We start from the raw sequence: 24657 nt of genomic DNA, 5'->3' as shown, positions 1-24657 counted from the left end.
TCAACGCAGTTTGGCCGACGCGCAGCAGATCGTGGACGGCTTCTTACGAACAGGGTTCGCGGCTTGAGGGACGTTACCTTGCACCCCAGGCAGCCTGGCTTTAACCTCGCGCCTTTCCACTGCCCGACGCCTGCCGCATGCACCGCCTGTCCGCTCTGCTTCGCGCCGCCGCCCTCTGCGGCTGCCTGTTCACCCTTCCCGCCGTCGCTCAGGATTCCGGGCCGCCGGATGCCCAGCAGGTGCAGCAGAATCTGAACGGCCTGGCCGATCGCAAGCTGCCCGCCCCCGAGCAGAGCGCCGCCCAGGACAGCCTGCAGCAGACCCTCAAGCTGCTCGACCAGCGCGACCAGTACGTCAAGCAGCTGGCCGATCTGCGCCAGCAACTGGCCCAGGCGCCGCAGCAGACCAAGGACGCCCAGCGGCAACTGGCACGGCTGCGCGCCGAGCCGATCAAGCCGGCCGAACAGCGCTATGCCGGCGCCACACCCCAGGCCCTGGAACAGCGCCTGAGCGAGACCAGCCTGGCGCTCAACAGCGTGCAGGACGACCTCAATGCGGCCAACAGTCTGGTGATCAACGCCCAGACCCGTCCCGAGCGCGCCCAGGTGGACATCGCCAATCTGCAGACGCGTCTGCAGCAGATCGCCGATCTGCTCAAGGCCGGACGCGAGAACGCCAAGCCCCTCACCGCCGAGCGGCGCGGGCAGTTGCTGGCGGAACAGGCGGCCGCCAATGCGCAGATCCAGCTGCTTCGCCAGGAACTGGCCGGCAACAGTGTGCTGCAGGATCTGGGCGCCATCCGCCGCGAACTCTTCACCGAGCAGGTCAAGCGCTACGAGCAGGAGACCCTGGACCTGCAGACGCTGATCAGCGGCAAGCGCCGCCAGCAATCGGAAAAGACCCTGGCCGAAGCCTCGCGCGAATCGGAAAAGACCGCCGGGGACGATGTGCTGTCCCAGGAGACCGGGCTCAATCTGCAACTGTCCGACTACCTGCTGCGCGCCACCGATCGCCTCAACGACCTCAATCGCCGCAATCTCGAGTCGCGCCAGCAGCTGGATCAGCTCAAGCAGACCACCGAGAACATGGAACAGCAGATCGGCGTGCTCAAGGGCAGCGTGCTGCTGTCCAAGCTGCTCTATCAGCAGCGGGCGGCGCTGCCCTCGGTCAAGGTCAACAAGGACCTCACCGACGACATCGCCGATCTGCGCCTCTATCAGTTCGAACTCAATCAGCAGCGCGCCCAGATCGCCAATCCGGAAGGCTATGTCGACAATCTGCTGGCCCAGCAGCCGCCGGAAAAGGCCACCCCGCAGCTGCGTCAGCAACTGCTCGACCTGCTCAAGACCCGCAGCGAATTGCAGGAGCGTCTCAATACCGAGCTCAATGCTCTGCTCAGCGAATCCATCGATCTGCAGCTCAACCAGAACCAGCTGCGCAGCACCATCACCAGCCTGCGCGGCACCCTCGACGAGCAGATGTTCTGGATTCCCAGCAACAAGCCGCTGGACTGGAACTGGGTCAAGACCGCGCCTCGCAAGCTGCTGCAGCAGCTGCGCGACGTGCCCTGGGGCTCAAGCCTGCACGAACTCTATGTCGGTCTGGCCGAGCGGCCGCTGCTGCTGCTGCCGCTGGTACTGGCCTTCGCCACCCTGATCTGGCAACGCCCGCGCATCCATGGGCGGGTCAACAAGCTCAACCAGGACATCGGCCACTATCAGCGGGACAGCCAGCTGCACACTCCCCAGGCCATCCTGCTCACCATCCTGCTGGGCCTGCCGGCGAGTCTGGTGCTCTGGCTGGGCGGCGTGGCCCTGGAGGGTGACGAACGCGGGGTCAATGCCGCCATCGGTGCGGCGCTGCTGGAGATCGCCGCCGGCTGGCTGGTGTTCTACACGGTGTATCGCCTGCTGGCCTCCGGCGGCGTGGCCGAGACCCACTTCCGCTGGGCGCGGCCCCAGGCGCAGTCGCTGCGCCGGCTGGTCAGACGGGTGGGTCTGCTGGCCCTGGCGCTGATGGCGGTGGTGGCCATCGCCGAGCGCCAGCTCGCCGGCCTCGCCGACGACGTCCTCGGCATCCTCATCGTGCTGGTCGCCTATGCCAGCCTGGCCTGGATGCTCGGTCGCTCCCTGCTCAATGCCACCGCCCGCGAGCGCCTGCCGTTCTTCCGCCTGCTGCTCGGCCTGATGATCACCGCCATTCCGGCCGTGCTGTTCTTCGCCGTGCTCTTTGGCTACTACTACACCGCGCTCAAGCTCACCGATCGGCTGGTGGACACCCTCTATGTGCTGATGGCCTGGATCATCCTCGAAGCCACCCTGGCCCGCGGCCTGAGCGTGGCCGCGCGACGCCTGGCCTACCAGCGCGCCATCCAGAAGCGCCAGGCGCAGCAGGAAGACGCCGAGGGCGTCGAGGTGGTGCAGGAGCCGACCCTGGACATGGAACAGGTCAACCAGCAGTCCTCGCGCCTGCTGCGCCTGACCCTGCTGCTGGCCTTCCTCGGCGTGCTCTACCTGGTCTGGGCCGATGTGGTGGCGGTGTTCTCCTACCTGGACAACGTCACCCTCTACCAGTACACCAGCGGTACCGGCGCCGCCGCCACCCAGGTACCCCTGACGCTGCGGGTGTTCATCATCGCTTTGGTGATCGCCGGTCTCACCGTCGCCCTGGCGCGCAACCTGCCGGGCCTGCTGGAGGTGCTGGTGCTGTCGCGGCTGAATCTGGCCCAGGGCAGCGCCTACGCCACCACCACCCTGCTCTCCTACGTCATCGTCGGCTTCGGCACCGTGACCACCCTGGCGACCCTGGGGGTGAGCTGGGACAAGCTGCAGTGGCTGGCCACCGCCCTCTCGGTCGGTCTGGGTTTCGGCTTGCAGGAGATCTTCGGTAACTTCATCTCCGGCCTGATCATCCTCTTCGAGCGCCCGGTGCGCGTCGGTGATCTCATCACCATCGGCAACGTGACCGGTACGGTGAACAAGATCCGCATCCGCGCCACCCATATCACCGACGCCGACCGCAAGTCGGTGGTGGTGCCGAACAAGACCTTCGTCACCAGCCAGCTGATCAACTGGACGCTGACCGACACCGTCACCCGTATCGTGCTGACCTTCGGCGTCAATCGCGGCAGTGACCTGGCCCAGGCGCAACAGCTGATCATGCAGGCGGTCAAGGAGAATGCGCGGGTGCTCCACGACCCCGAACCCTCGCTGTTCGTCACCCACTACGGCGCCACCACCCTGGATCACGAACTGCGCATCTATGTCCGGGAACTGGGCGATCGCAGCGCCGCCACCGATGAGCTGATCCGCCGGGTCGACCAGCTGCTGCGCGACGCCGGCATCAACCTGCTGTCCACGCCGCAGATGGAGATCACCCTGAAGAATCGACACGGAGCGGAGAAACAACTGGGCAAAAAGCCTCTCCTAACTGAAGGGGATGCCCAGCAGGAGGCCGAGGATCCCAAGCCACCCAAGGCCTGACGGCCCCTGCGCGGATAGTTCGGGAGACCCATGAAACAGCTGCTCGACCTGACCTTCGACAACAGATTCGCCCGGCTGGGCGATGACTTCTCCACCCGTATCGACCCCCGGCCGCTGGACGATCCGCGGCTGGTGGTCGCTTCGCCCGCCGCCCTGGCCCTGCTGGACCTGGATCCGGCGGTGGCCGAGACGCCCGAGTTCACCCAGGTGTTCGCCGGGGCCCAGCTCTGGGACAGCGCCGAGCCCCGGGCCATGGTCTATTCCGGCCATCAGTTCGGTTCCTACAACCCCCGCCTCGGCGATGGCCGCGGCCTGCTGCTGGGCGAGGTGGTCAACGACCGCGGCGAGCACTGGGATCTGCACCTCAAGGGCGCCGGCCTCACGCCCTTCTCGCGCATGGGCGACGGCCGCGCCGTGCTGCGCTCCTCGATCCGCGAATTCCTCGCCTCCGAGGCCCTGCACGCCCTGGGCATCCCGACCACCCGCGCCCTGTGCGTGATCGGCTCCAGCACCCAGGTGGTGCGCGAGCGGCTGGAAACCGGCGCCACCCTGTTGCGCATGGCCCCCAGTCATGTGCGCTTCGGCCACTTCGAATACTTCTACTACACCCGCCAGCACTCGCTGCTGGAGCAACTGGGCGAACACGTCCTGGCCGCGCACTTCCCCGAGCTGCTGGGCACCGCGGAACCCTGGGCGGCGCTGTTTCGCGAGGTGGTCGAACGCAACGCCCGGCTGATCGCCTACTGGCAGGCCTATGGCTTCTGCCACGGGGTGATGAACACCGACAACTTCTCGATCCTGGGTCTCACCTTCGACTTCGGCCCCTTCGCCTTTCTCGACGACTTCGACGCCCAGTTCATCTGCAACCACTCCGATCACACGGGGCGCTACTCCTACAGCAACCAGGTGCCCATCGCCCACTGGAACCTGGCGGCCCTGGCCCAGGCCCTGACGCCCAAGGTGGCGGTCGAGACGCTGCAGGAGAGCATCGCGCTCTTCCTGCCGCTGTATCAGGCGCACTACCTCGACCTGATGCGCCGGCGTCTGGGTCTGCAGGAAGCGCACGACGAAGACCAGGAACTGGTCGAACGCCTGCTGGCCCTGATGCAGCAGGGCGGCGTGGACTATCACCTGTTCTTCCGCCAGCTGGGCGAAGACGAACCCGCCGCGGCGCTGGCCCAGGTGCGCGAGGACTTCATCGACCTGCGCGGCTTCGACGACTGGAGCCAGGCCTATCGCGCCCGCCTGGACGCCGAAGGCGGCGCGGCGGCCGAGCGCACCACCCGTATGAACGCGGTCAATCCGCTGTATGTGCTGCGCAACTACCTGGCCCAGCAGGCGATCGAGCAGGCCGAAGCGGGCGACTACAGCGAGGTGCGCCTGCTGCACGAGGTGCTGTCACGCCCCTTCGAAGCCCAGCCGGGACGCGAACGCTTTGCCCAGCGGCCGCCGGACTGGGGCAAGCACCTGGAGATCAGTTGCTCGTCCTGAGAGCCTGTTTATAACCTGCTGCGCGTCGGCCGAACTGCGTTGAAAAGGCTCTGGAAGGCCAGCCCCGTCGGAATGCTCATTTACCACTCGTAAACTCGCGCGCGAGCCCGGTCCGCTTCCTCAAGCCTTTTTGCGGGGCTGCCCAGGCCTTGTTTGTCTCTAGCTCGCGAGATTATAAAAAGGCTCTGAGAGCTAACCGTAGCTAGGCGCCGTTGACCTGGAAGACGTGCCTTAGATAGTGCAGGAAGTCCGGCTCGCCGCCCTGGGCCTTGCCCGGGGCGTCGGAGATCTTCGCCACCGGCTGGCCGTTGCAGCGACTCATCTTGAGCACCATGTTCATCGGCTGCACCCCCGGGATGTCGCAGGTGAAATGGGTGCCGATGCCAAAGCTCACGTTGATCCGCTCGCGCAGGGCCCGGAACAGGGCGAGGGCCTTTTCCAGATTGAGCGAATCGGAAAACACCAGGGTCTTGGTCAGGGGGTCGATGCCCAGCTGCTGATAGTGGGCGATGGCCTTTTCCGCCCACTGCAGGGGATCGCCGCTGTCATGGCGCAGGCCGTCGAACAGCTTGGCGAAGTAGAGATCGAAATCGCGCAGGAAGGCTTCCATGGTGATGGTGTCGGTCAGGGCGATGCCGAGTTGTCCGCGATACTCCCGTACCCAGCAGTCGAGGGCGGCGATCTGGCTGTCGATCAGCCGCGGACCCAGTTGCTGGTGCGCCATCAGCCACTCGTGGGCCATGGTACCCAGGGGCGCGACGCCCAGCTTCCAGGCCAGGTGGACGTTACTGGTGCCGACGAAGCGACCGGGGAAGTCGTCCCTGAGGCTGCGCACCACCATCTCCTGCACGCCATAGGAGAAGCGCCGCCGGGTGCCGAAGTCGGCCATCTTGAATTCGGCCAGCTCGTCGGCGCCCGCCTCCCGAGCCAGCCAGTCGAACTTGCGATAGAGCTGATCCCGGGCCACCTGCAGCGGCAGGTCGGCATGGCGCTGGCGATTGCGCACCTCGCTGATCAGCGCCAGGATCGGCACCTCGAACAGGATCAGGTGCAGCCAGGGGCCTTTCAGGGTCAGGGTGAAGCGCCCCTCCTCCTCGCCGAGGAACACATAGGAGGGATTGAAACGGAACAGTCGCAGGAAGCGGATAAAGTCGGGGGTAATGAAGGGGATGCGCTCGAGAAAGGCCAGCTGGCTGTCGCTGATGGCGACATCGGCCAGGGCATCGATCTCGGCCTGAATGGCCGCGTGGTAGGGACGCAGGTCTTCGTCGTTGCGGCAGCGAAAGGCCCACTCGACTTCCGCATTGGGATAGTTGTGCAGGACGGCCTGCATCATGGTGAGCTTGTAGAAGTCGGTGTCCAGCAGGCTCTGCACGGCCTGCTCGGAAAAACTATCGGCCATCATTGGCGGGGGCTCGGCAGCTAGAAGTCAGACGACAGGATGCCCAACTTGCCGAGGAAGCGAAAGGCGCTTGACCGCCCGGGGGCCTAGCGGTTGTGGGTCTGGGTCATGCCGAAGAGAAACAGCAGCAGGTCCTGGCTACCGGTGCTGGAGGTGGTCAGGCTGCGGGCGACCGGTGTCTGGCAGTAGTCCAGACCCTCGCTGCCCACCACTGCAGCTGCCGGCCGTAGCCAGCTCGCATAGGCCAGGGTGGTGACCCCGCAGAAAGCCGCGATCAGTAAACCTCGAGTAATTTGTGAAGTCATGGCTCCAACCCTCTGATCTTCCGTCCCAACGCCTGTTGGTAAACGTAGAGGAGAGTTCGCCATTGCGCAGCATTCCACGACGAATGGCGGCGCAATTGCAGCATATCCCGACGAGCGGCCGTGTCTATGCCGAGGCGCTGGCGACATTTCTCCAGATCGAGCAGGGCCACCGAGAACTCCTTGCCCTGGGGACCGGCTCGTTCGGCGACGAAGATGTGCTTGGGATAGAGGCAACCGTGCTGCCAGCGATGCCGGTGCATGCGCGCCAGCACCTCACCGAGGGTGGCCAGGAACCGCTCGTGCTCGGCCTCGCTGAGCGCCTTGCCACCGCCTTCGGCATACCAGTGATCGAGATCCTGGTAGCCTTCCAGGGCCGCGCTCACCAGCAGGGCGCGCCAGCCACCCTGGGCATGCTGGGCATCGCAGAACAGCAATTCGGGAACCTGGATGCCCAGATCGCGAAAGGCGATCAGCGCATCGCGCTCGCGCAGGGCGGTGGGACGCCCCAGGGGGTGACGCAGGCTGCGATAGAGGTGGCCGACCTGGCGCTTGACGTAGGCCAGGGTACCGTCAGGGAGTTGCAGGCGCTGGACACCGCTTTCGCCACCACGGCGGACGTTGGGCGCTTCCACCCAGTCGCCCGCGGTATTCCACCAGCGATCGAAACGCTCTTCGCCTTGCGTCACGGCTCCCATCGGCTGCCTCTCTTATTCTGAAATAGCTTCAATTGGCCTTGCGCAGGACGTAGACCCGCCACATGGCATAGCCCGGCAGGAAGTCCAGGGCCCGGTCGACGACGAAGCCGGCCTGGGCGACTTCCGCCTCGAACTGGCTGCGCTCGACGATGAATCTGTTCTGATAACCGCCGCGGTCGCGGCCCTGAGCCTTGCGACGACGTTCCAGTGCCTGACGCCGCCAGGCCTTGAAGTTGCCGTCCACCCACAGCGACAGGATGACGCTGTCGCGGGTCACCCGGTGGAACTCCTGCAGCAGGGCCAGACGGTCCGCCGATTCGCCCACGTGGTGAAACAAACGCATACAGAAGATGCAATCTACAGAATTGTCGGACAGGTCGATAGCGAAAGCCGACGTCTGTAGCGTCTTCACCCGGGCCACGACGTCCGCGGGCTGCTGTTCACGGGCGGTGGCCAGCATGTTTTCCGAGTAGTCGGCACCGATGATCAGGCGATTGCGCTTCTCCGCCAGCAGCGGCCAGAAGCGGCCGGCGCCACTGGGCAGATCCAGCACCAGATTGGGCTGGCCGGCGATGCTCAGGGCCTGCCGGGCGAGCTGCTGGTCGCGCCAGTTGGACAGGCGCCGGGCCAGGCCGTCCTGATGCTTCAGGTAATACTGGCGGGCGTGGTCGGCGTCGTACTTTTGCGAAAAGGGCAGGTCGATGGGCGCTTTCACGGAGGCGGCTCCTGAGGGAGTGGAGAAGTGCCGCCACCCTACCCAGGCCGCTGTCAAACCGCGGTCAAGGCGTTGTGAAAATTCTGTAACCTCAGTCCGCTAGGCTGTCGCTGCCCAGCGCTATCTCGAAGCGACAGCCACCCGCCGCGCTGTCACCCAGGGCCACGGTCCAGCCTTGCAGCTGGCAGATCCTGCGGACCAGCGACAGCCCCAGCCCGAGGCCTTCGCCACGCCCCTCGGCGCCCCGCACGAAGGGCTGGAACATCGCCTCGCGCTGCTCCTCGGGAATGCCCACGCCGCTGTCTTCCACCACGAAGCCGTCCGCTCCGACCTGCAGGCCGATATAGCCCCGCTCGGTATAGTGCAGCGCATTGCGTAGGAGATTGCTCATCACCGAGCGCAGGAAGGGCTCGTGCCAAAGCGCCTGGTCGGCCTCCGGCGCCACGCTCAGCCGCCACTGCAGGCCCTTGGCTTCCACCGCCGCCTGCCATTCCTGCGTCTGGCGCCGCGCCACCTGGGCCAGGGTGGCACGCGGCGCCTGGGTGTCGTTGTCGCCCTGATTGCGCGCCAGGGCGAGAAAGGTCTGCACCAGCTCCTGCATCTCCCGCGCCGCGCGGGTCATGCGCTCCAGCGGCCCCTTCGCCCGGGCTGGCAGGTCCGGCGTGGCCTCGAGCAGCTCGCAGGAGGAATTGATCACCATCAGCGGGGTGCGCAACTCGTGGCTGACGTCGCTGGTGAACAGGCGCTCCCGGGCCAGGGCGGCGCGCAGGCGATTCAGGGCGTCGTCGAAGGCGCCGGCCAACTCGCCGACCTCGTCCTTGGCATAGTCCGGCGCCAGGGGCGGCGTCACATCGAGCAGTTGATCACGCCGGCGCACCTGACGCGCCAGCCGCACCACCGGGGCGATCACCCGCCGCGACAGCGCCCAGCCCAGCAGCCAGGCCAGAGCCACGCTGATCAGGAAGCCGACCAGCACCACCTTGTAGAGCAGCCGTTCGCGCGCCTCGAAGTCGCTCTGATTCTGCAGCAGGACGAAGTGATTGCCCTCCAGCTCGGCCACATAGGCATAGAAGTACTGCTGGTCCTCCTCCACCTCGCTGAAGCCGGCCGGCAACTCGCGCAGGTGGGCAGGCAACTGCGCCACCTCGGCGAGGGGCACGAAATACAGGCGCATGTCCGGGTCCAGCACCGGCTGGCCGCCGCGTTTCATGTCGCGCTGCACCATGCGCTCCAGTTCGTTGCGCAGGTCGGTGGAGATCAGCCGCTCTTCCACGGTGTGCACCACCGCGACGATGCCCAGGGAAAACACCCCGCCGACCAGGAAGGTCATCAGCACGAAGGCGATGACGATCCGCCGTGACAGGCTCAGGTGGTATTCCATGGCTACTCCTGCTCGACCAGTTTGTAGCCCACCCCGTGAATGGTGCGCAGCAGCGGCTGCTCGAAGGGCTTGTCGATCACCTGGCGCAACTGGTGGACGTGGCTGCGCAGGCTGTCGCTGTCGGGGTAGTCCTCGCCCCACACCGCCTCTTCCAGCACCTCGCGCCGCACCACGTGGGGCGACTTCTGCATCAGCAGGGCGAGGATCTTGAGGCCGATGGGATTGAGCTTGAGCGGCTTGCCGGCGCGACTGACCTCCAGGGTGTCCAGGTCATAGCTGAGATCGGCGACCTGCAGCTGGCGGCGTCCGCCGCCCTTGGCCCGGCGCATCACCGCCTCGACGCGAGCGGCCAGTTCGGACAGGGCGAAGGGCTTGACCAGATAGTCGTCGGCGCCGGAGCGAAAGCCTTCCAGGCGATCATCGAGCTGATCGCGAGCGGTGAGCATGATCACCGGGGTATCGCGGCGGGCATCCTGGCGCAACCGCTGGCAGAGGGTGTAGCCATCGATGCCGGGCAGCATGATGTCGAGGATCAGCAGGTCATAGTGTTCGGTTGCGGCCAGGTGCAGCCCGGACAAGCCATCCTGGGCGCAATCCACGCTGTAGCCCTTGAGGCTGAGGTAATCCAGCAGGTTGCTGAGGATGTCCTTGTTGTCTTCTACCACCAGGATACGCATGTCGCTGACCTCATTGCCCGAGTCCGCTGCGGGCCTCGTTGTCGTCTGTTCGGCACAGAGCCTAACCGGCCCCGGCGACCGCGACCAGCGCGGCGGCGGCGCGCAGGGTGGGAGCATCGAGGATCACCGGCCATAAAAAACCCCGGTGTCCGCGAGGAGCACCGGGGTTCGGCTCGGCCCTAGGGCCGGAGCGGTTCTTACATCATGCCGCCCATGCCACCCATGCCGCCCATGTCGGGCATGGCCGGGGCTGCGTCGTCTTTCGGCAGCTCAGCCACGATGGCTTCGGTGGTGATCAGCAGACCGGCGATGGAGGAAGCGGCCTGCAGCGCGCTGCGGGTCACCTTGGCCGGGTCGATGATGCCGAATTCCAGCATGTCGCCGTATTCGCCGGTAGCGGCGTTGTAGCCATAGTTGCCGCTGCCCTGCTTGACCTTGTCCAGCACGACGGAGGCTTCGTCACCGGCGTTGGTCACGATCTGGCGCAGGGGCGCTTCGACGGCGCGACGCAGGATGTTGATACCGGCGTTCTGCTCTTCGTTGATGCCTTTCAGGTCTTTCAGAGCTTCCAGGGCACGCACCAGGGCGACACCGCCGCCAGGCACCACGCCTTCTTCCACCGCAGCACGGGTCGCGTGCAGGGCGTCTTCAACGCGGGCCTTCTTCTCTTTCATCTCGACTTCGGTGGCAGCGCCAACCTTGATCACGGCAACACCGCCAGCCAGCTTGGCCAGACGCTCTTGCAGCTTCTCCTTGTCGTAGTCGGAAGAGGTTTCTTCGACCTGGGCACGGATCTGCTTGATACGGGCCTGGATGTCGGCTTCGACGCCAGCGCCGTCGATGACGGTGGTGTTTTCCTTGTTCAGGACCACACGCTTGGCTTGACCCAGGTGCTCCAGGGTGGTGCTTTCCAGGCTCAGGCCGACTTCTTCGGAGATGACGGTACCGCCGGTCAGGATGGCGATGTCCTGCAGCATGGCCTTGCGACGATCACCGAAGCCGGGCGCCTTGACGGCAGCGACCTTGACGATACCGCGCATGTTGTTGACCACCAGGGTGGCCAGGGCTTCGCCTTCGACGTCTTCGGCGACGATCAGCAGCGGGCGACCGGCCTTGGCGACGGATTCCAGCACCGGCAGCAGTTCGCGGATGTTGGAGATCTTCTTGTCGACCAGCAGCAGCAGCGGGCTGTCCAGCTCGGCGGACATGGTGTCGGGCTTGTTGATGAAGTAGGGCGACAGGTAGCCACGGTCGAACTGCATGCCTTCGACGACGGACAGTTCGTTTTCCAGGCCCGAGCCTTCTTCGACGGTGATGACGCCTTCTTTACCGACCTTCTCCATGGCTTCGGCGATGATGTTGCCGATGCTGTCGTCGGAGTTGGCGGAGATGGTGCCTACCTGGGCGATGGCCTTGCTGTCGGCGCAGGGCTTGGACAGGTTCTTCAGCTCGGCGACGACGGCCGCGGTGGCCTTGTCGATGCCGCGCTTCAGATCCATCGGGTTCAGGCCGGCGGCCACGGACTTCAGGCCTTCGGTGACGATGGCCTGGGCCAGCACGGTGGCGGTGGTGGTGCCGTCACCGGCAGCGTCGTTGGCCTTGGAGGCCACGTCTTTCACCAGCTGGGCGCCGATGTTCTCGATCTTGTCCTTGAGCTCGATCTCCTTGGCGACGGAAACGCCGTCCTTGGTGATCAGGGGAGCACCGAAGCTACGCTCCAGCACTACGTTGCGGCCTTTCGGGCCGAGGGTGGCCTTGACGGCGTCGGCCAGGGTGTTGACACCGGTCAGCAGCTTCTTGCGCGCGGAGTCACCGAATTTGACGTCTTTTGCAGCCATGTTCTGTTTCCTCTAAGAAATTCGAAAAGTGAGCGGGGATCAGCCTTCGATGACGGCCAGAATTTCGGACTCAGCCATCACCAGCAGTTCTTCGCCATCGACCTTGATGGCGTTGCTGCCGGAATAGGGACCGAAAACCACCTTGTCACCCACTTTCACCGCCGGAGCACGGACATCACCGTTGTCCAGCACGCGTCCAGTGCCTACGGCAACCACTTCACCGCGGTTCGGCTTTTCGGCAGCCGAGCCCGGCAGCACGATGCCGCCAGCGGATTTGGTCTCTTCTTCGCTGCGACGAATCACAACGCGATCATGCAGAGGACGAAGCGCCATTGTCGTATCTCCCAAAGTTCTAAGTGTTTCCAGCGCCGATGACTGCATCGGCAGTTTGTTTTTACCGGCTGCGCCGGGTGCGCCCCGTGCATGACAGGACGCGAAACCTGCTCGCCTTGCGGCGACAACCTTGCGGTGTCCGCTACATGAGGTTGTCGCCAGGCATTTCAAGGGCGGGGGGCAAAATTTTTAGTGCTTTTGCTCGTCGCGGTGCACCACTTCACCTTCGATGACCTCGGGGCGATGGGGCGCGGCCTGACCGGAGCCCGGCTGATGGCCTTGGTAGCCCTGGGCACCGGGGTTGCGCCGGGTCACCCGGCCGATCACCGCGCCCAGCAAGGCCTTGCGGGTCACCGGCAGGAGGCAGACGAGCGCCAGGACATCGCTGATGAAGCCCGGAAAGATCAGCAGGGCGCCGGCGATCGCCAGGGTCAGACCCTGGATGACCTCCTGCTCCGGCATCTGCCCCTGGGCCAGGCGCATGCGGATGCGCCAGAGGGTGGTGAAGCCGGCGACGCGCAGCAGGGCGACGCCGACCAGAAAGCTCAGCAACAGCAGGGCGAAGGTGGCGAGCACGCCGATTTCGCTGCCGATCTTGATGAGTACGGCCAGTTCCACAAAGGGGAACAGCAAGAAGAGTAAGGCGGTCACGCGCATCTCGGGTCCTTCACGGTGGAAGCCGGTTGAAAGTCAGGAGATGGAGGCGGCCGAGCCGATTTCAAGGTGGCCGCCCGACGCCGCCCGGAAACGCAAAGGCCGCGAAAATCGCGGCCTTGACGGATTGGCGCCTGCCTAGGGAAACATGACGTTACCAGGACACGCCGACACCGGCGGTGTACTCGGTCTGGTTGACGTTGCCCTCGGCACCGCTGGTCAGTTCCTTGGACGCCTTGAGGTTCAGCGACGCCCAGTTGGTCACCTTGTATCTCAGGCCGACATCGCCGTCGAAGGTGAAGTTGGCGGTGTTGTCCAGCGGCCGGCCCAGTTCACCATTGGTGAAGAACTGGATGGTCTGGCCGTACAGGTAGCGGTTGTAGTCCCACTTCACGCTCGCCGAGAGGAACTGGTCGGAGCCGCCGTCCGAGTACTCGTAACGGTTGTGGTTGAGCAGGCCGGTAAGGGAGAAGGCACCCAGCTCGTTGTCCCAGAACTGGTAACCGGGACCGGTACCCAGGGTGCGCTGCTTGGCCAGGTCCTGGATCCAGTCGCGCTTGTATTCGGCGCGGCCCTGCCAGAAGAATTTCTCGTCGAAGAAGCGATCCAGGGCGTACTGCAGACCGTACTTGCTGGTCGAGACCACGTCGTCGGTCTTGTAGCGGTCATAGCTGCCGTTGGCGTTGTGCCGCCACATGCCGTGCCGGGCCTGGGTCTTGAAGTCGATGTCGTACTTTTCGCTGTCCTGGGACGAGCTGATGTAGTCCAGACCGGCGTCGATGTTGCCCTTCCAGGCGAAGTCGCGCAGGAAGGGACGCGGCGGCACGATCTGGGTGATGCTGGCCAGGGGCACGGTCTGCTGGCCATCGGCGGTGCTGACCACCACCTGACCGTCATCGGCCGGCTTGAGGCTTTCCACCGGGAAATCGGGTTCGTACTTGCCGCGTTGGACGATGACGGGCTTGTCACGCTGCAGGGTCTTGATCTTGTCCCAGGACAGGGGAATGTTGCCGCCGTATTCGGTCTGCAGGAGCAGCTTCTTGCTGTCGAGCAGCTTGATGGTTCCGGTCAGGCGGTCGCCGTTCTTCAGCCAGACGGTATCGGCATGGGCGAAGGAGGCGAGTGACAACAGCGCGAGCGAGGAGAGCAATCGAAAACGCATGGGCACCAGGACACCTTTGGGTGGACTTGGGTGGAAAGGTAACGAAACGAGAGGGGCGCGATTATCCGGGTGCCGGAGACCCGCGCAACCGTTCCTGGGTAAAAGTTAGGCAAGTTTCCGCAAATACTGCCCAAAGGTCGGACGTCTTGGGAGAATGTGGCAGCTCGACACGTTTCAGCACCACCGTAACCAAACTTTTCGGCACACTGGCACTCTTCTCCCCCGGAGCAGCAGGGCGTCATGAGCGCATCCCCTCCCCTCGAACCCCGGCGTCAGGCCGTCTTCCTGGCGCTGGCCGCCATTCCCGCGGGACGGGTGGTCAGCTATGGCCAGCTGGCGGAGCTCGCCGGCCTCGGTCGCGGCGCGCGCTGGGTGGGCTGGGTGCTGGGACGCCTGCCCGAGGGCAGTGCCCTGCCCTGGCACCGGGTGATCGCCGCGGACGGCCGCCCGAGCCTGACCCGCGACAGCCCCTCCGGCCGGGAGCAACGCGAGCGTTTGCGGGCCGAGGGCGTGCTGCTGCACGAGGACCGGGTGGACATGCGTCGGTACCGGTGGAATCCAGCTGAGAGTGTCGAGTAGAGTGCGCGTTTTTTCCGAGCCCAAGGGCATGTTTGCACGTTTCTGGCGTGAAGCCGTCACCACCTACAAATCCAGGGCCTGCCTGGCCCTGCTGCTGCTGGGCTTCGCCGCGGGCCTGCCGGCCATGCTGGTGTTTTCCACCCTGTCGGTCTGGCTGCGCGAAGCGGGCGTGAGTCGCGAGACCATCGGCTACGCCAGCTGGATCGGCCTGGCCTATGCCTTCAAGTGGGTCTGGTCGCCCATGCTCGACCTCTGGAAGCTACCGCTGATCGGCAAGCTCGGCCGTCGCCGCTCCTGGCTGGTGCTGTCGCAGATCCTGGTGGGTCTGGGGCTGATCGGCATGGCGCTGTGCAATCCGCAGCAGCACCTGGAGCAGCTGATCGCCCTGGCGGTGCTGGTGGCCTTCGCCTCGGCCACCCAGGACATCGCCGTGGACGCCTATCGCCTGGAGATCGCCAGCGATGACCGCCAGGCCGCCCTCGCCGCCTGCTACATGACCGGCTATCGCATCGCCGCCCTGCTGGCCAGCGCCGGCGCGCTGTTTCTCGCCGAGGAACTGGGCTCGTCCCGCCTGGGCTACAGCCAGAACGCCTGGGCCACCACCTATATGCTGTTCGCCCTGCTGGTCCTGCCCGGCCTGGTCACCAGCCTGCTGATCCGCGAGCCCGAGCCGGTGGCGCCCATGGCCATGGCGGAATCGCGCTTCGGCTTCAATCACCAGCTGGTGGCGGTCGCCCTGCTGCTGGTGATGCTGGTCTCCATCCCCGCCGCCATCAATGCCGCCATCGCCCAGGCCTGGCCGCGCGCCCTGCTCTACAGCCTGTTCATCGTCGGCTGCCTGTCGCCCTGGGGGCGCTATTGCTCCAAGCCGCTGAGCGATCTCATGCGGCGCATGCGCGAACCGCTGCGACTGCGCGATGCGGCCAATGCCGAAGAGCTGCCGCGCTTCGACTTCGTCCACCAGATGGTCTCGGTGATCCTGCTGATCGTGCTCATCGTCGCCGTCACCGGTGGCCTGTCGGCGCTGGCCGGCGGCTACTGGCCGCGCGGCCTGATGTACGGCCTGATCGCCTGGCTCTGCCTCACCGCGCCGGGGCGCCGGCTGATGGCACCGGTGCTGACGCCCATCACTGAATTCATCCAGCGTTACCAGTGGCAGGCGCTGCTGCTGCTCGGCCTGATCTCCACCTATCGGCTGTCGGACACGGTCATGGGCGTGATGGCCAGTGTCTTCTATATCGACGTGGGCTACAGCAAGGAAACCATCGCCGGCGTCAGCAAGATCTTCGGGGTGTTCATGACCCTGTTCGGCGCGGGCCTGGGCGGCGTGCTGATCACCCGGGTGGGGATCCTGCCGATCCTCTTTCTCGGCGGCGCCGCCTCGGCGCTGACCAATCTGCTGTTCGTGGTGATCGCCTCCACCGGCGCCAACGTGCCGCTGCTGATCGCCACCATCTGCGCCGACAACGTCAGTGGCGGCATGGCCACCTCGGCCTTTGTCGCCTACCTGTCGAGTCTGACCAACCTCAGATTCTCGGCCACCCAGTACGCCATGCTCAGCTCGCTGATGCTGCTGTTGCCGCGGCTCTTGGGCGGCTACTCGGGGGCCATGGTCGAGCACGTCGGCTACAGCTCGTTCTTCTCGCTGACCGCCCTGATGGGGGTGCCGACGCTGCTGCTGATCGCGGTGCTCTGGCTGCGCCAGCGGCGGACCGCGATACCCAGCGGTCCTTCCGGCAGCGGCCACTGAGACCGGGGCGGCCTATGGCCGCCCCGGCCTGCCCTAGGCTTCGCCGCGCGCGGCCGCGGTGGCGCGCTCGTCGCCCTTGTCGTCGATCACCTTGACCACCCGGCTGGGCAGCGCGATGTCGATGCCTTCGGCCCGCAGGCGATCGCGGATCTGCTCGTTGAAGGTGAACTGGGTGCCCCAGAAATCGCTGTTGGCGGTCCAGCAGCGCAGCGACACGGTGATGAAGGTGTCGCCCAGGCCAGCCACCACGATGGCGGGTGGCGGCGTCTCCAGCACCCGCGGATCCTTGGCCATGTCGGCCAGCACCTGCTTGGCCTTCTGCAGATCGGCGTCGTAGCCGACCTTGACGTCGAAGACGATCTGCCGCGTCGCCTGGCGCGACTGGTTGGTGATGATGCCGTTGGACAGGTTGCCGTTGGGCACGGTGACGGTGCGGTTGTCGCCGGTGCGCAGCACGGTGTGGAAGATCTGGATCGAATCCACGGTGCCCTGCACGCCCTGGGCCTCGATGTAGTCGCCGATCTTGAACGGCCGGAACAGCAGGATCAGCACCCCGCCGGCGAAGTTGGCCAGGCTGCCCTGCAGCGACAGGCCGATGGCCAGGCTGGCGGCGCCGAGGGCGGCGACGAAGGAGGTGGTGGCGATGCCGATCATGGAGGCGACGCTGATCACCAGCATGACCTTGAGACCGATGTTGACCAGGGTCACCACGAAGGTTTCCAGGGCCTGGTCCATGTGCCGCGCGGTGAACAGCGCGGCCAGTCGCCCGGTCAGGCGATTGATGATCCACCAGCCGATCCACAGGGTGATCAGGGCCAGTACCACCTTGCCGCAATATTGCAGGATCACCGGTAGCCAGGCCATGAAGGCCGTCAGCAGGTGATCGGTCTGGGCACTCAAATCCATCGTCTACCTCTCCACGCACAAGAAAAAAGTCGGGCGCGGCCTGAATGGCGGCGCCCTATGTGCGACGGACGGTAGCCCGAGAGGTTCCGAAACGCGGCTCAGTCGCGGAAGTTGTCGAACTGCAGCGGCATGCCCAGGGACTGGCCGCGCAGCAGGGCGATGACCTCCTGCAATTCGTCGCGTTTCTTGCCGGTGACGCGCACCTGTTCGCCCTGGATGGCGGCCTGGACCTTGATCTTGCTGTCCTTGATCAGGGCGACGATCTTCTTCGCCAGCTCCTTGTCGATGCCCTCGCGCAGGGTGGTCTCCTGCTTCACGGTCTTGCCGGAGGCATAGGCGTCCTTGACCTCCAGGCACTGGACGTCGATCTTGCGCTTGGCCAGGTTGACCTTGAGGATCTCCAGCATCTGCTCGAGCTGGAAATCGGCGTCGGCGGTCAGGGTGACGGTAAGGTCCTTGGCCTCGAAGCTGCCCTTGCCGCGCAGGTCGTACCGGCGCTCGAGCTCCTTCATGGCGTTGTCCACGGCGTTGGTGACTTCGTGCTTGTCCAGCTCCGATACGACGTCGAAGGAAGGCATGGATTTTCTCCTCGGTTGGGGTGGGGCAGCCTTGACGCTGCAGCCTGACCGACCATTATAACGACTGGCCCTCTTCCTCAGGAATCCGACCATGCGCAAGGAATCGACACTGGAGTCACAGCTGTGAGCTGGCACGTGCTGGGCGCCGGCAGTCTCGGCGGACTCTGGGCCGCGCGGCTGTTTCGCGGTGGCGAGCCGGTCCGGCTGATCCTGCGAGATCGCACGCGCCTGGCGCAGTATCGCGCCCGCGGCGGCCTGCAACTCAGCGAAGGCGACACCACCAGCCTCTATCCGCTGCCGGCCGAGACGCCCGAGGCCGGCAATCCGATCCGCCGGCTGATCCTCGCCTGCAAGAGCTACGACGCCGAAGAGGCCATCGCCAGCGTCGCCGCGCGCCTGGAACCGGAAGCCGAGATCCTGCTGCTGCAGAACGGCCTGGGCAGCCAGGACGCCGTGGCCGCCCGGGTACCGCGGGCGCGCTGCCTGAGAGCCAGCACCACCGAGGGAGCCTATCGCGAGACCGATTTCCATGTGGTCGCGGCCGGTGCCGGGCAAATCTGGATCGGCGACCAGCTCGGCAGCCACACCCCGCCGCCCTGGCTGGATACCCTCGCCGAGCTGGGTTTCCCGGTGCGCTGGACCGACGACATCGACGCCCGCCTGTGGCGCAAGCTGGCGATCAACTGCGCCATCAATCCGCTGACCGTGCTCTATCGCTGCCGCAACGGCGAACTGCGCCAGCATCTGCCGGAGGTCACGGCGCTCTGCGACGAACTCGCGGCGCTGCTGGAAGCCATGGGACTCGCCCCGGCGGCCCAGGGGCTGCAGCAGGAGGTCGAGGCGGTGATCGCCGCCACGGCCAACAACCGCTCCTCGATGCTGCAGGACGTGGAGCGCGGCCAGCGCACCGAGGTGAGCTACCTGCTCGGCCACGCCCTGCCGATCGCCGGACGGCTGCGCCTGCCGGTGCCGCACCTGACCGAGCTGCAGCAGCGCCTGCAGGTCCGGCTCGCGGAGCGTGGATTGCCCGTCGATTAGCAGCGGGCTACCCTGCCCGCTTCCCTGTTGCCACGGCTGCGCCATGATCCTCGCCAAACGCCTGAAGAATCTCCCGGTCGGCCGCAAGTTGCTGGCTGCCCTGCTGGTGATGATGATCGCGGTGCTGGTGGTAGCCAATGTGACCTTTATCAGCGCCGCCTACTGGATCTCCCAGGAGAGCGTGGCACCCCAGGCGCTGCAGACCCTGGGCCGGCTGTTCGCCAGCCCGGTGCTCAGCCGCGAGGTGCTGGCCTCGCCGGCGGCGGCCGAGGTGCAGCTGCGCCAGCTGGACGGCTATGCGCCGCTGCGCCTGGCCGCGGTCTACGACAGCCAGGGCCAGCGCCTGGCCGAGTTGCACAATGGCGATCGGCTGCAGGTGCCGGCGCGCTTCGAAGAGCTGCAGACCTGGCGCCTGCGCGAATTCCGCACCAATCTGCTGGTGGAGCTGCCGCGTCCCGAGGGCGCTCCCGGGCATCTGCTGCTGGTGGCCAGCAGCGAACTGCCGGGGGCCTTCTACCGCGGCACCCTGACCGCCAGTCTGGCGATCCTGACCTTCAGTATCCTGCTCTGGCTGGTGGTGGCGCGGCAGATCAAGAGACTCATCACCCTGCCGATCCGCGAACTGGAAGAACTCTCGCGCCAGGTGACCCGCGAGGAGAACTATTCGCTGCGCGCCAGCAAGGGCAGCGAAGACGAACTGGGCCGCCTGGCGGAATCCTTCAACACCATGCTCGGCCGCATCCAGGGCCGCGAGCAGCAACTCAAGCGCGCCCGCGACGACGCCCAGTACGCGGTGCTGCAGGCCCAGAGCCTGGCCGAGGAGACTCGCCGCTCCAACCGCAAGCTGGAGCTGGAGGTGCAGGTCCGCGGCAAGATCGAGAAGAAGCTCACCGGCTTCCAGAACTACCTCAACAGCATCATCGACTCCATGCCCTCGGCGCTGATCGCCGTGGACGAGCAGTTCTACGTCACCCAGTGGAACCAGGAGGCCACCCACCTCTCCGGCACCCAGCTGGACGAGGCGCTGAACCAGCCGGTGTTCCTGGCCTTTCCCTCGCTCAAGCCGTTCCTGCCGCAGCTGAGTCGCACCGCCGAATTGCTGCGGGTGGAAAAGGTGGAACGGGTGACCTGGGCGCTGACCGATACCCCGCGGCACTACACCCTGACCTTCTACCCGCTGATGGGCGGCGCCGGGCGTGGCGTGGTGATCCGCATCGACGACATCACCCAGCGCCTGAACATGGAAGAGATGATGGTGCAGTCCGAAAAGATGCTCTCGGTGGGCGGCCTCGCCGCCGGCATGGCCCACGAGATCAACAATCCGCTGGGCGCCATCCTGCACAACGTGCAGAACATCCGTCGGCGGCTGTCGCCGGAGTTGCCGAAGAACGTCGAGCAGGCCGCCGAATCCGGTGTCGAGCTCAATGCGGTGAACTGCTACCTGGAGAGCCGGCAGATCCCGCGGCTGCTCGACGGCATCCACCAGGCCGGCAGCCGTGCGGCCAAGATCGTCAGCCACATGCTGGCCTTCAGTCGCCGCAGCAATCGCAAGATGGAAGCCAGCGAACTGCCGCCGCTGATCGACCAGGCCATCGAGATCGCCGGCAACGACTTCGACCTGGCCGAGGGCTTCGACTTCCGCACCCTGTCGATCATCCGCGAATTCGATCCGGCGCTGGGACCGGTGCCGGTGATCGGCAACGAACTGGAGCAGGTGCTGCTCAACCTGCTGAAGAACGCCGCCCAGGCCATCCACCTGCGCGATGACGAGGAAGAAGGCGAATACGGCCGCATCACCTTGCGCACCAAGCTGCGCGGCGGCTGGGCCGAGATCCAGGTGGAAGACAACGGCATCGGCATCCCCGAGGACATCTGCAAGCGCATCTTCGAGCCGTTCTTCACCACCAAGGAGGTGGGTCAGGGCACCGGTCTGGGCCTGTCGGTGTCGTATTTCATCATCACCAACAACCACAAGGGGCAGATGGAGGTGCACTCCACGCCCGGCGTAGGGACCTGCTTCACCCTGCGCCTGCCCCTCGTCCAGGCCGACTTCGACGCGGCCTAGGACCTCATCAGGAGCTGCGCCATGGGTTTTCGCCTCACCGAGATCTACACCCGCCAGGGCGACGCCGGCGACACCGGCCTGGCCGACGGCAGCCGGGTACCCAAGGACCATCCGCGCATCGAGGCCATCGGCGCGGTGGATGAGCTCAACAGTGCCCTGGGTCTGCTGCTCGCCGAGCTGGCCGAGGACGCCCGCCTGGCCGAGGTGAGCGAGCTTCTGGCGCCCTGTCAGCACCGCCTGTTCGACCTCGGTGGCGAACTGGCCATGCCCAGCTATCGCGCCCTGCAACCGGTGGAGATCGAACGCCTGGAGGGCGCCATCGATCGGTGGAACGCCGAGCTGGGGCCGTTGGAGAATTTCATCCTGCCCGGCGGCTCGCGCGCCGTGGCCCAGGCCCATGTCTGCCGCACCCTGGCGCGCAGCGCCGAGCGCCGCTGCCGCAGCCTGCATGCGGTGGAGCCGCTGGAGGGCCAGGGCTTGCCCTATCTCAATCGCCTGTCCGACCTGCTGTTCGTCGCCGCCCGCATCGTCGCCCGGCGCCAGGGGGTGAGCGAGGTGCTCTGGCAGGCCGCGCGGCCATGAGCGCGCCGGCCGCACCCGCCGCGCCACCGCCGCGCCGCCACGAGGGCCTGCTGGCGCTCTGGGACGGCCTGATCCTGATCCTGGTCTGCGTGAACCTGGCGCTGATCCTGTTCGACAGCCTCTATGCCCTGGGACCGCTCAACCAGGCCCTGGCTGCGGTGTTGCCCGGCTTCCACGCCTTCTATGGCGAACGCATCCACGCCCATTTCACGCGCATCGACCTGGTGTTCGTCGCCTTCTTCATCGCCGACGTGCTGCTCGGCTGGCTGGTGGCGGTGATCGAGCGCCGCCACGCGCGCTGGTACCACTACCCCTTCATCCACTGGTACGACGTGCTCGGCTGCATCCCCTTGGGCGGCTTCCGCCTGCTGCGGGCGCTGCGCATCGTCTCGCTGCTGCTGCGCCTGCAACGCCTGGGGCTGATCGACATGCGCGGCTGGCGGCCCTATCGGCTGTTCAACCACTACTACCAGCTGCTCATGGAAGACCTGTCCGACCGGGTGATGATCAAGATCTGCGGCGAATTGCAGGACGAACTCAACACCCGCGACGACTTCTCCCAGAGCGTGATCGACCGCGTCATCCGCCCGCGCAAGCAGCGGCTGATCGACGGCATGGCGCTGCGCATCCAGACCATGGTGGAACAGGGCTATAGCCAGAATCGCGCCACCCTGGAGCGCCTGGTTGGCGACGTGGTGCAACGCGCCCTGAACGAGAATCCCGATCTGGCCCGACTCAAGCGCCTACCCATGGGCGAGCGCCTGGCCGACACCCTGGACGGGGTGCTCACCGATATCGTCAACGGCCTGGTCAGGGAGGCGGCGGCCAGCCTGCGCACCCGCGACTTCCGCGCCCTGGCCAGTCGCCTGGCCGATCACGGCTTCGATCAGAGTCTGCCCAGCGGCGCCCAGGACAATGCCCTGGACGAGGTGCTGGTGGAGATCCTCGAGGTGTTCAAGCAGAAGGTCCTGCAGCGCCGGCTCGATCAACTCGATGGCGAGCTCTGGCCGCAGGAATGGCAGCGCAGCGAGATCGATCCGATCAACGCGCCCCGGCGCTGATCTGCTGCTGCAGATTCTGCACCTGGGTCTGCAGGGTGGTGATGTTGCGGGTGGTCTGCAGGCGGAAGGCGTCGAATTCCTTGCTGTCCGGGCCCACCGGGCGCGCATCCAGCTCGCTGCGCAGCACCAGCAGGTCCTGCTGCATCTCGCCCAGGGCCTGATTCTGAGCACTGGGCTTCTTCAGCGCGGCGATGTCGGCCTGCAGCGCCTTGTTCTGCGCGGTGAGGCTGGCGACCTGCTCGGTCAGGCTGGCGGTCTGCGCCAGGCCGTTCTTCAGCGCGGTCTGCTCATCGGCCAGGGCCTTGAGGCGGGTATCTACCTCGCCACTGCCGGTCTGCACCGTCTGGACCGCGGTAGAGAGATTCTGCAGACGGTTGTCCTGGGCCTGCTGGTTGTCCGTCACCCCCTGCTGCTGGCGGGTGAGTTCGGCGACCTTGGTCTGCAAGGTCTTGACCTGCAGCAGCAGCGCCTCGCGACTGGTGGTGCCGGAGGATTCACTTTCCACCAGCTTGCCGGAGATGTCCCTCAGGCGACCCTGGGCGTCTTCGCTGATGCGCGCGAAGTTTTCCTGGGTGGCCACCACCTGCTCCTGCATCAGCACCAGTTGCTGATGACTCCACCAGGCGACCCCGGCCAGGGCCAGAGTCAGGGCCGCGACCAGCACCCACAGCGGCGCGGTGGACGGGCCACGGCGTACCGCGCGCGCATGACCGGCCGTGGGCTCGCGATAGACCTCCTCGGCTTCGACCGACCGGCGACCCGCGGGACGGCGATCGTCACGCTCCGGCGTCAGACTCGGGACGTTATCCATTTCATCGAGAAGATCGTTGCGCATGGCAGACCTGTGAGCAAAGGCAGGAAGACGAAATCGCGGCCAGTATAACGGCCGTCGGCGCCGACGCGAGGCCGTGCGCAGACGGATTCACCCCGGGAGCGTGCGCGGAAACGCAGTCTGCGCCGATAGCAAAGCGCCAGCATGCCATATCCCGAGTGCCTTTGGTGCGGCGCTAGACCGGGCCGCTGCGGGCCTGGGGCGCCCGCGGGCGATATTCTTCCAGGGCGTTCCAGGAGCTGGCCTCGGGCAGGTAGCCGAAGGCCTCCTGGGCGGCGCGGATATCCAGGGTGAAGGGGCTGTCGAGCAGGTCGGGCCAGCGCGACTCGTGACCCGGGGTACGCAGGCGGGCATAGAGACGCCGGGGATCGAAGGCCTTGCGCTCGACCACCGGCGGCAGCTCGAAGCGCCGCAGCAGGAAGTTGATCGCATCCCAGCACACCAGCGGTTGGCCATCGCTGAGGTTGAAGACCTTGCCCTGGGTGGCGGCCGGCTGCCTGAGCAACAAGGTCACCAGGGCCTTGCGCAGATTGCCGGCGCTGGTGAAGTCCCAGCGATTGAGGCCGTTGCCGCTGCGGCCCAGCTGCCTGGCCTTGGCCCTTTCCAGCAACCAGCGCGCCCAGTCGCGATCGGCCAGGCCGAGCACCTGGGCCGGCCGCAACACCGTGACCTGGGGGCCGAATTCGCCGGCGGCCAGCGCCAGGCGCTCCAGTTGCAGCCGGCGCTGGGCCTCGCGGCTGGCGGGCTTGGCCGGCACCTGGTCTTCCTTGAGCGCTTCGCCGCCCCGCTCGTAGACGCGGGCGGACGAGACATAGACGAATTGCGCGACCTGCTGCTGCAGCGCGGCTTCGATCAGCACCTGGCCGTGGTCGAGATCGGCCGCGCTCGGCACGCCGGCCACATCGGTACAGTGGGCGATGGCATCGATGTCGTCGCACAGCGCCACCACCTGCGCGGGCTGGTCGAGCAAGGCCGGGTGATAGTCGGCGCCGCGCTCGACCAGGGCGTCCAGGGTCGCGCCGGGGCGGCCGTGCACCCGCACCAGTTGGCCGCGGTCGAGCAGGTCGCAGGCCAGGCCCGCACCGAGCGGCTCGCTGGCGCCCGTGATCAAGATACGCATGTCGCTGGGAT

Annotated in this window: 22 protein-coding genes; 8 read left to right on the top strand and 14 right to left on the bottom strand. The window is 66.1% G+C overall.

Annotation, left to right across the window (positions count from 1 at the left end; all coding sequences use genetic code 11):
• Nucleotides 1–137: 137 nt before the first annotated feature.
• Both mscK and selO read left to right on the top strand, forming a co-directional pair.
• Nucleotides 138–3482 (top strand): mechanosensitive channel MscK, encoded by a 3345-nt coding sequence (mscK, locus tag QKY98_RS19480; RefSeq protein WP_144956023.1) that lies wholly within the window; start codon nucleotides 138–140, stop codon nucleotides 3480–3482.
• Nucleotides 3483–3512: 30 nt separating this feature from the next.
• Complete coding sequence (selO, locus tag QKY98_RS19475) at nucleotides 3513–4973, top strand: protein adenylyltransferase SelO (protein ID WP_144956026.1); 1461 nt, start codon at nucleotides 3513–3515, stop codon at nucleotides 4971–4973.
• 202 nt (nucleotides 4974–5175) lie between these two features.
• Here the strand turns inward: selO and pncB are convergent, their stop codons facing one another.
• The 10 genes from pncB to QKY98_RS19425 form a co-directional block, all read right to left on the bottom strand.
• The gene (gene pncB, locus QKY98_RS19470; RefSeq protein WP_027598540.1) at nucleotides 5176–6378 is read right to left on the bottom strand and encodes a nicotinate phosphoribosyltransferase; all 1203 of its coding nucleotides are present in this window, start codon (nucleotides 6376–6378) and stop codon (nucleotides 5176–5178) included.
• A gap of 83 nt (nucleotides 6379–6461) precedes the next feature.
• Complete coding sequence (locus QKY98_RS19465; protein ID WP_027598539.1) at nucleotides 6462–6680, bottom strand: hypothetical protein; 219 nt, start codon at nucleotides 6678–6680, stop codon at nucleotides 6462–6464.
• Complete coding sequence (locus QKY98_RS19460; RefSeq protein ID WP_007161938.1) at nucleotides 6677–7375, bottom strand: lipopolysaccharide kinase InaA family protein; 699 nt, start codon at nucleotides 7373–7375, stop codon at nucleotides 6677–6679. Before QKY98_RS19460 ends, QKY98_RS19465 begins: the two co-directional genes overlap by 4 nt.
• Nucleotides 7376–7403: 28 nt before the next feature.
• The gene (locus tag QKY98_RS19455; protein WP_027598537.1) at nucleotides 7404–8090 is read right to left on the bottom strand and encodes a class I SAM-dependent methyltransferase; all 687 of its coding nucleotides are present in this window, start codon (nucleotides 8088–8090) and stop codon (nucleotides 7404–7406) included.
• A gap of 91 nt (nucleotides 8091–8181) precedes the next feature.
• Nucleotides 8182–9471 (bottom strand): sensor histidine kinase, encoded by a 1290-nt coding sequence (locus QKY98_RS19450; protein ID WP_284671421.1) that lies wholly within the window; start codon nucleotides 9469–9471, stop codon nucleotides 8182–8184.
• A gap of 2 nt (nucleotides 9472–9473) precedes the next feature.
• A complete protein-coding gene (locus tag QKY98_RS19445) occupies nucleotides 9474–10148 on the bottom strand; it encodes a response regulator transcription factor (protein ID WP_007161935.1) in 675 nt (224 codons plus the stop codon).
• A gap of 197 nt (nucleotides 10149–10345) precedes the next feature.
• Nucleotides 10346–11986 (bottom strand): chaperonin GroEL, encoded by a 1641-nt coding sequence (gene groL / locus QKY98_RS19440; protein WP_027598535.1) that lies wholly within the window; start codon nucleotides 11984–11986, stop codon nucleotides 10346–10348.
• Between the two features lie 39 nt (nucleotides 11987–12025).
• Nucleotides 12026–12319 carry a co-chaperone GroES gene (locus tag QKY98_RS19435; RefSeq protein ID WP_007161933.1) on the bottom strand — a complete coding sequence of 98 codons (294 nt, stop codon included), beginning with the start codon at nucleotides 12317–12319 and terminating at the stop codon, nucleotides 12026–12028.
• Nucleotides 12320–12508: 189 nt separating this feature from the next.
• A complete protein-coding gene (locus QKY98_RS19430) occupies nucleotides 12509–12976 on the bottom strand; it encodes an FxsA family protein (protein WP_027598534.1) in 468 nt (155 codons plus the stop codon).
• A 151-nt stretch (nucleotides 12977–13127) separates the two neighbouring features.
• Complete coding sequence (locus QKY98_RS19425) at nucleotides 13128–14135, bottom strand: DUF481 domain-containing protein (protein WP_027598533.1); 1008 nt, start codon at nucleotides 14133–14135, stop codon at nucleotides 13128–13130.
• Between the two features lie 240 nt (nucleotides 14136–14375).
• On the opposite strand from QKY98_RS19425, the gene QKY98_RS19420 reads away from it, so the two are divergent.
• Nucleotides 14376–14714 (top strand): MGMT family protein, encoded by a 339-nt coding sequence (locus QKY98_RS19420; RefSeq protein ID WP_007161930.1) that lies wholly within the window; start codon nucleotides 14376–14378, stop codon nucleotides 14712–14714.
• Nucleotides 14715–14742: 28 nt separating this feature from the next.
• The gene (locus tag QKY98_RS19415) at nucleotides 14743–16464 is read left to right on the top strand and encodes an AmpG family muropeptide MFS transporter (RefSeq protein ID WP_027598532.1); all 1722 of its coding nucleotides are present in this window, start codon (nucleotides 14743–14745) and stop codon (nucleotides 16462–16464) included.
• A gap of 33 nt (nucleotides 16465–16497) precedes the next feature.
• On the opposite strand, the gene QKY98_RS19410 is transcribed toward QKY98_RS19415, so the two are convergent.
• Nucleotides 16498–17370: a mechanosensitive ion channel family protein gene (locus QKY98_RS19410; protein ID WP_044342171.1), complete on the bottom strand. Its 873-nt coding sequence runs from the start codon at nucleotides 17368–17370 to the stop codon at nucleotides 16498–16500.
• Nucleotides 17371–17468: 98 nt separating this feature from the next.
• Nucleotides 17469–17948 carry a YajQ family cyclic di-GMP-binding protein gene (locus QKY98_RS19405; RefSeq protein ID WP_017640080.1) on the bottom strand — a complete coding sequence of 160 codons (480 nt, stop codon included), beginning with the start codon at nucleotides 17946–17948 and terminating at the stop codon, nucleotides 17469–17471.
• A 123-nt stretch (nucleotides 17949–18071) separates the two neighbouring features.
• Here QKY98_RS19405 and QKY98_RS19400 point away from each other — a divergent pair, with 123 nt between their 5' ends.
• The 4 genes from QKY98_RS19400 to QKY98_RS19385 are packed head-to-tail and all read left to right on the top strand — an operon-like array spanning nucleotide 18072 to nucleotide 22694.
• On the top strand, nucleotides 18072–18986 hold the full coding sequence (locus tag QKY98_RS19400; protein WP_074585019.1) for a putative 2-dehydropantoate 2-reductase: 915 nt from the start codon (nucleotides 18072–18074) through the stop codon (nucleotides 18984–18986).
• A gap of 43 nt (nucleotides 18987–19029) precedes the next feature.
• Entirely contained in the window at nucleotides 19030–21051 is a 2022-nt protein-coding gene (locus QKY98_RS19395; RefSeq protein ID WP_027598529.1) for a sensor histidine kinase, read from the top strand.
• A 21-nt stretch (nucleotides 21052–21072) separates the two neighbouring features.
• A complete protein-coding gene (locus QKY98_RS19390; protein ID WP_027603025.1) occupies nucleotides 21073–21633 on the top strand; it encodes a cob(I)yrinic acid a,c-diamide adenosyltransferase in 561 nt (186 codons plus the stop codon).
• Nucleotides 21630–22694, top strand: a complete 1065-nt coding sequence (locus QKY98_RS19385; RefSeq protein ID WP_284671420.1) for an ion transporter — start codon at nucleotides 21630–21632, stop codon at nucleotides 22692–22694. Before QKY98_RS19390 ends, QKY98_RS19385 begins: the two co-directional genes overlap by 4 nt.
• Here QKY98_RS19385 and QKY98_RS19380 read toward each other — a convergent pair.
• Together QKY98_RS19380 and QKY98_RS19375 are read right to left on the bottom strand one after the other, a co-directional pair.
• Nucleotides 22675–23529, bottom strand: coding sequence for an ATPase (locus QKY98_RS19380; RefSeq protein WP_074585017.1), 855 nt, complete (start codon nucleotides 23527–23529; stop codon nucleotides 22675–22677). The two genes, QKY98_RS19385 and QKY98_RS19380, sit on opposite strands and share 20 nt — an antisense overlap.
• Before the next feature lie 172 nt (nucleotides 23530–23701).
• Entirely contained in the window at nucleotides 23702–24646 is a 945-nt protein-coding gene (locus QKY98_RS19375; RefSeq protein WP_284671419.1) for an NAD-dependent epimerase/dehydratase family protein, read from the bottom strand.
• Between the last annotated feature and the right edge of the window lie 11 nt (nucleotides 24647–24657).

Source organism: Pseudomonas sp. HR1 (assembly GCF_030175875.1).
GTDB classification, from domain to species: domain Bacteria; phylum Pseudomonadota; class Gammaproteobacteria; order Pseudomonadales; family Pseudomonadaceae; genus Chryseomonas; species Chryseomonas oryzihabitans.
Note: the sequence above shows the minus strand (reverse complement) of the source record. Positions and strands in the feature narration are given on the sequence as shown.

Coding starts and splice junctions, on each gene's coding strand:
- QKY98_RS19415 (WP_027598532.1), top strand. CDS start 14,743: ATGTTTGCACGTTTCTGGCGTGAAGCCGTCACCACCTACAAATCCAGG.
- QKY98_RS19390 (WP_027603025.1), top strand. CDS start 21,073: ATGGGTTTTCGCCTCACCGAGATCTACACCCGCCAGGGCGACGCCGGC.
- QKY98_RS19385 (WP_284671420.1), top strand. CDS start 21,630: ATGAGCGCGCCGGCCGCACCCGCCGCGCCACCGCCGCGCCGCCACGAG.
- mscK (WP_144956023.1), top strand. CDS start 138: ATGCACCGCCTGTCCGCTCTGCTTCGCGCCGCCGCCCTCTGCGGCTGC.
- groL (WP_027598535.1), bottom strand. CDS start 11,986: ATGGCTGCAAAAGACGTCAAATTCGGTGACTCCGCGCGCAAGAAGCTG.
- QKY98_RS19460 (WP_007161938.1), bottom strand. CDS start 7,375: ATGGGAGCCGTGACGCAAGGCGAAGAGCGTTTCGATCGCTGGTGGAAT.
- pncB (WP_027598540.1), bottom strand. CDS start 6,378: ATGATGGCCGATAGTTTTTCCGAGCAGGCCGTGCAGAGCCTGCTGGAC.
- selO (WP_144956026.1), top strand. CDS start 3,513: ATGAAACAGCTGCTCGACCTGACCTTCGACAACAGATTCGCCCGGCTG.
- QKY98_RS19395 (WP_027598529.1), top strand. CDS start 19,030: ATGATCCTCGCCAAACGCCTGAAGAATCTCCCGGTCGGCCGCAAGTTG.
- QKY98_RS19435 (WP_007161933.1), bottom strand. CDS start 12,319: ATGGCGCTTCGTCCTCTGCATGATCGCGTTGTGATTCGTCGCAGCGAA.
- QKY98_RS19465 (WP_027598539.1), bottom strand. CDS start 6,680: ATGACTTCACAAATTACTCGAGGTTTACTGATCGCGGCTTTCTGCGGG.
- QKY98_RS19450 (WP_284671421.1), bottom strand. CDS start 9,471: ATGGAATACCACCTGAGCCTGTCACGGCGGATCGTCATCGCCTTCGTG.
- QKY98_RS19425 (WP_027598533.1), bottom strand. CDS start 14,135: ATGCGTTTTCGATTGCTCTCCTCGCTCGCGCTGTTGTCACTCGCCTCC.
- QKY98_RS19430 (WP_027598534.1), bottom strand. CDS start 12,976: ATGCGCGTGACCGCCTTACTCTTCTTGCTGTTCCCCTTTGTGGAACTG.
- QKY98_RS19405 (WP_017640080.1), bottom strand. CDS start 17,948: ATGCCTTCCTTCGACGTCGTATCGGAGCTGGACAAGCACGAAGTCACC.
- QKY98_RS19410 (WP_044342171.1), bottom strand. CDS start 17,370: ATGGATTTGAGTGCCCAGACCGATCACCTGCTGACGGCCTTCATGGCC.
- QKY98_RS19375 (WP_284671419.1), bottom strand. CDS start 24,646: ATGCGTATCTTGATCACGGGCGCCAGCGAGCCGCTCGGTGCGGGCCTG.
- QKY98_RS19420 (WP_007161930.1), top strand. CDS start 14,376: ATGAGCGCATCCCCTCCCCTCGAACCCCGGCGTCAGGCCGTCTTCCTG.
- QKY98_RS19445 (WP_007161935.1), bottom strand. CDS start 10,148: ATGCGTATCCTGGTGGTAGAAGACAACAAGGACATCCTCAGCAACCTG.
- QKY98_RS19380 (WP_074585017.1), bottom strand. CDS start 23,529: ATGCGCAACGATCTTCTCGATGAAATGGATAACGTCCCGAGTCTGACG.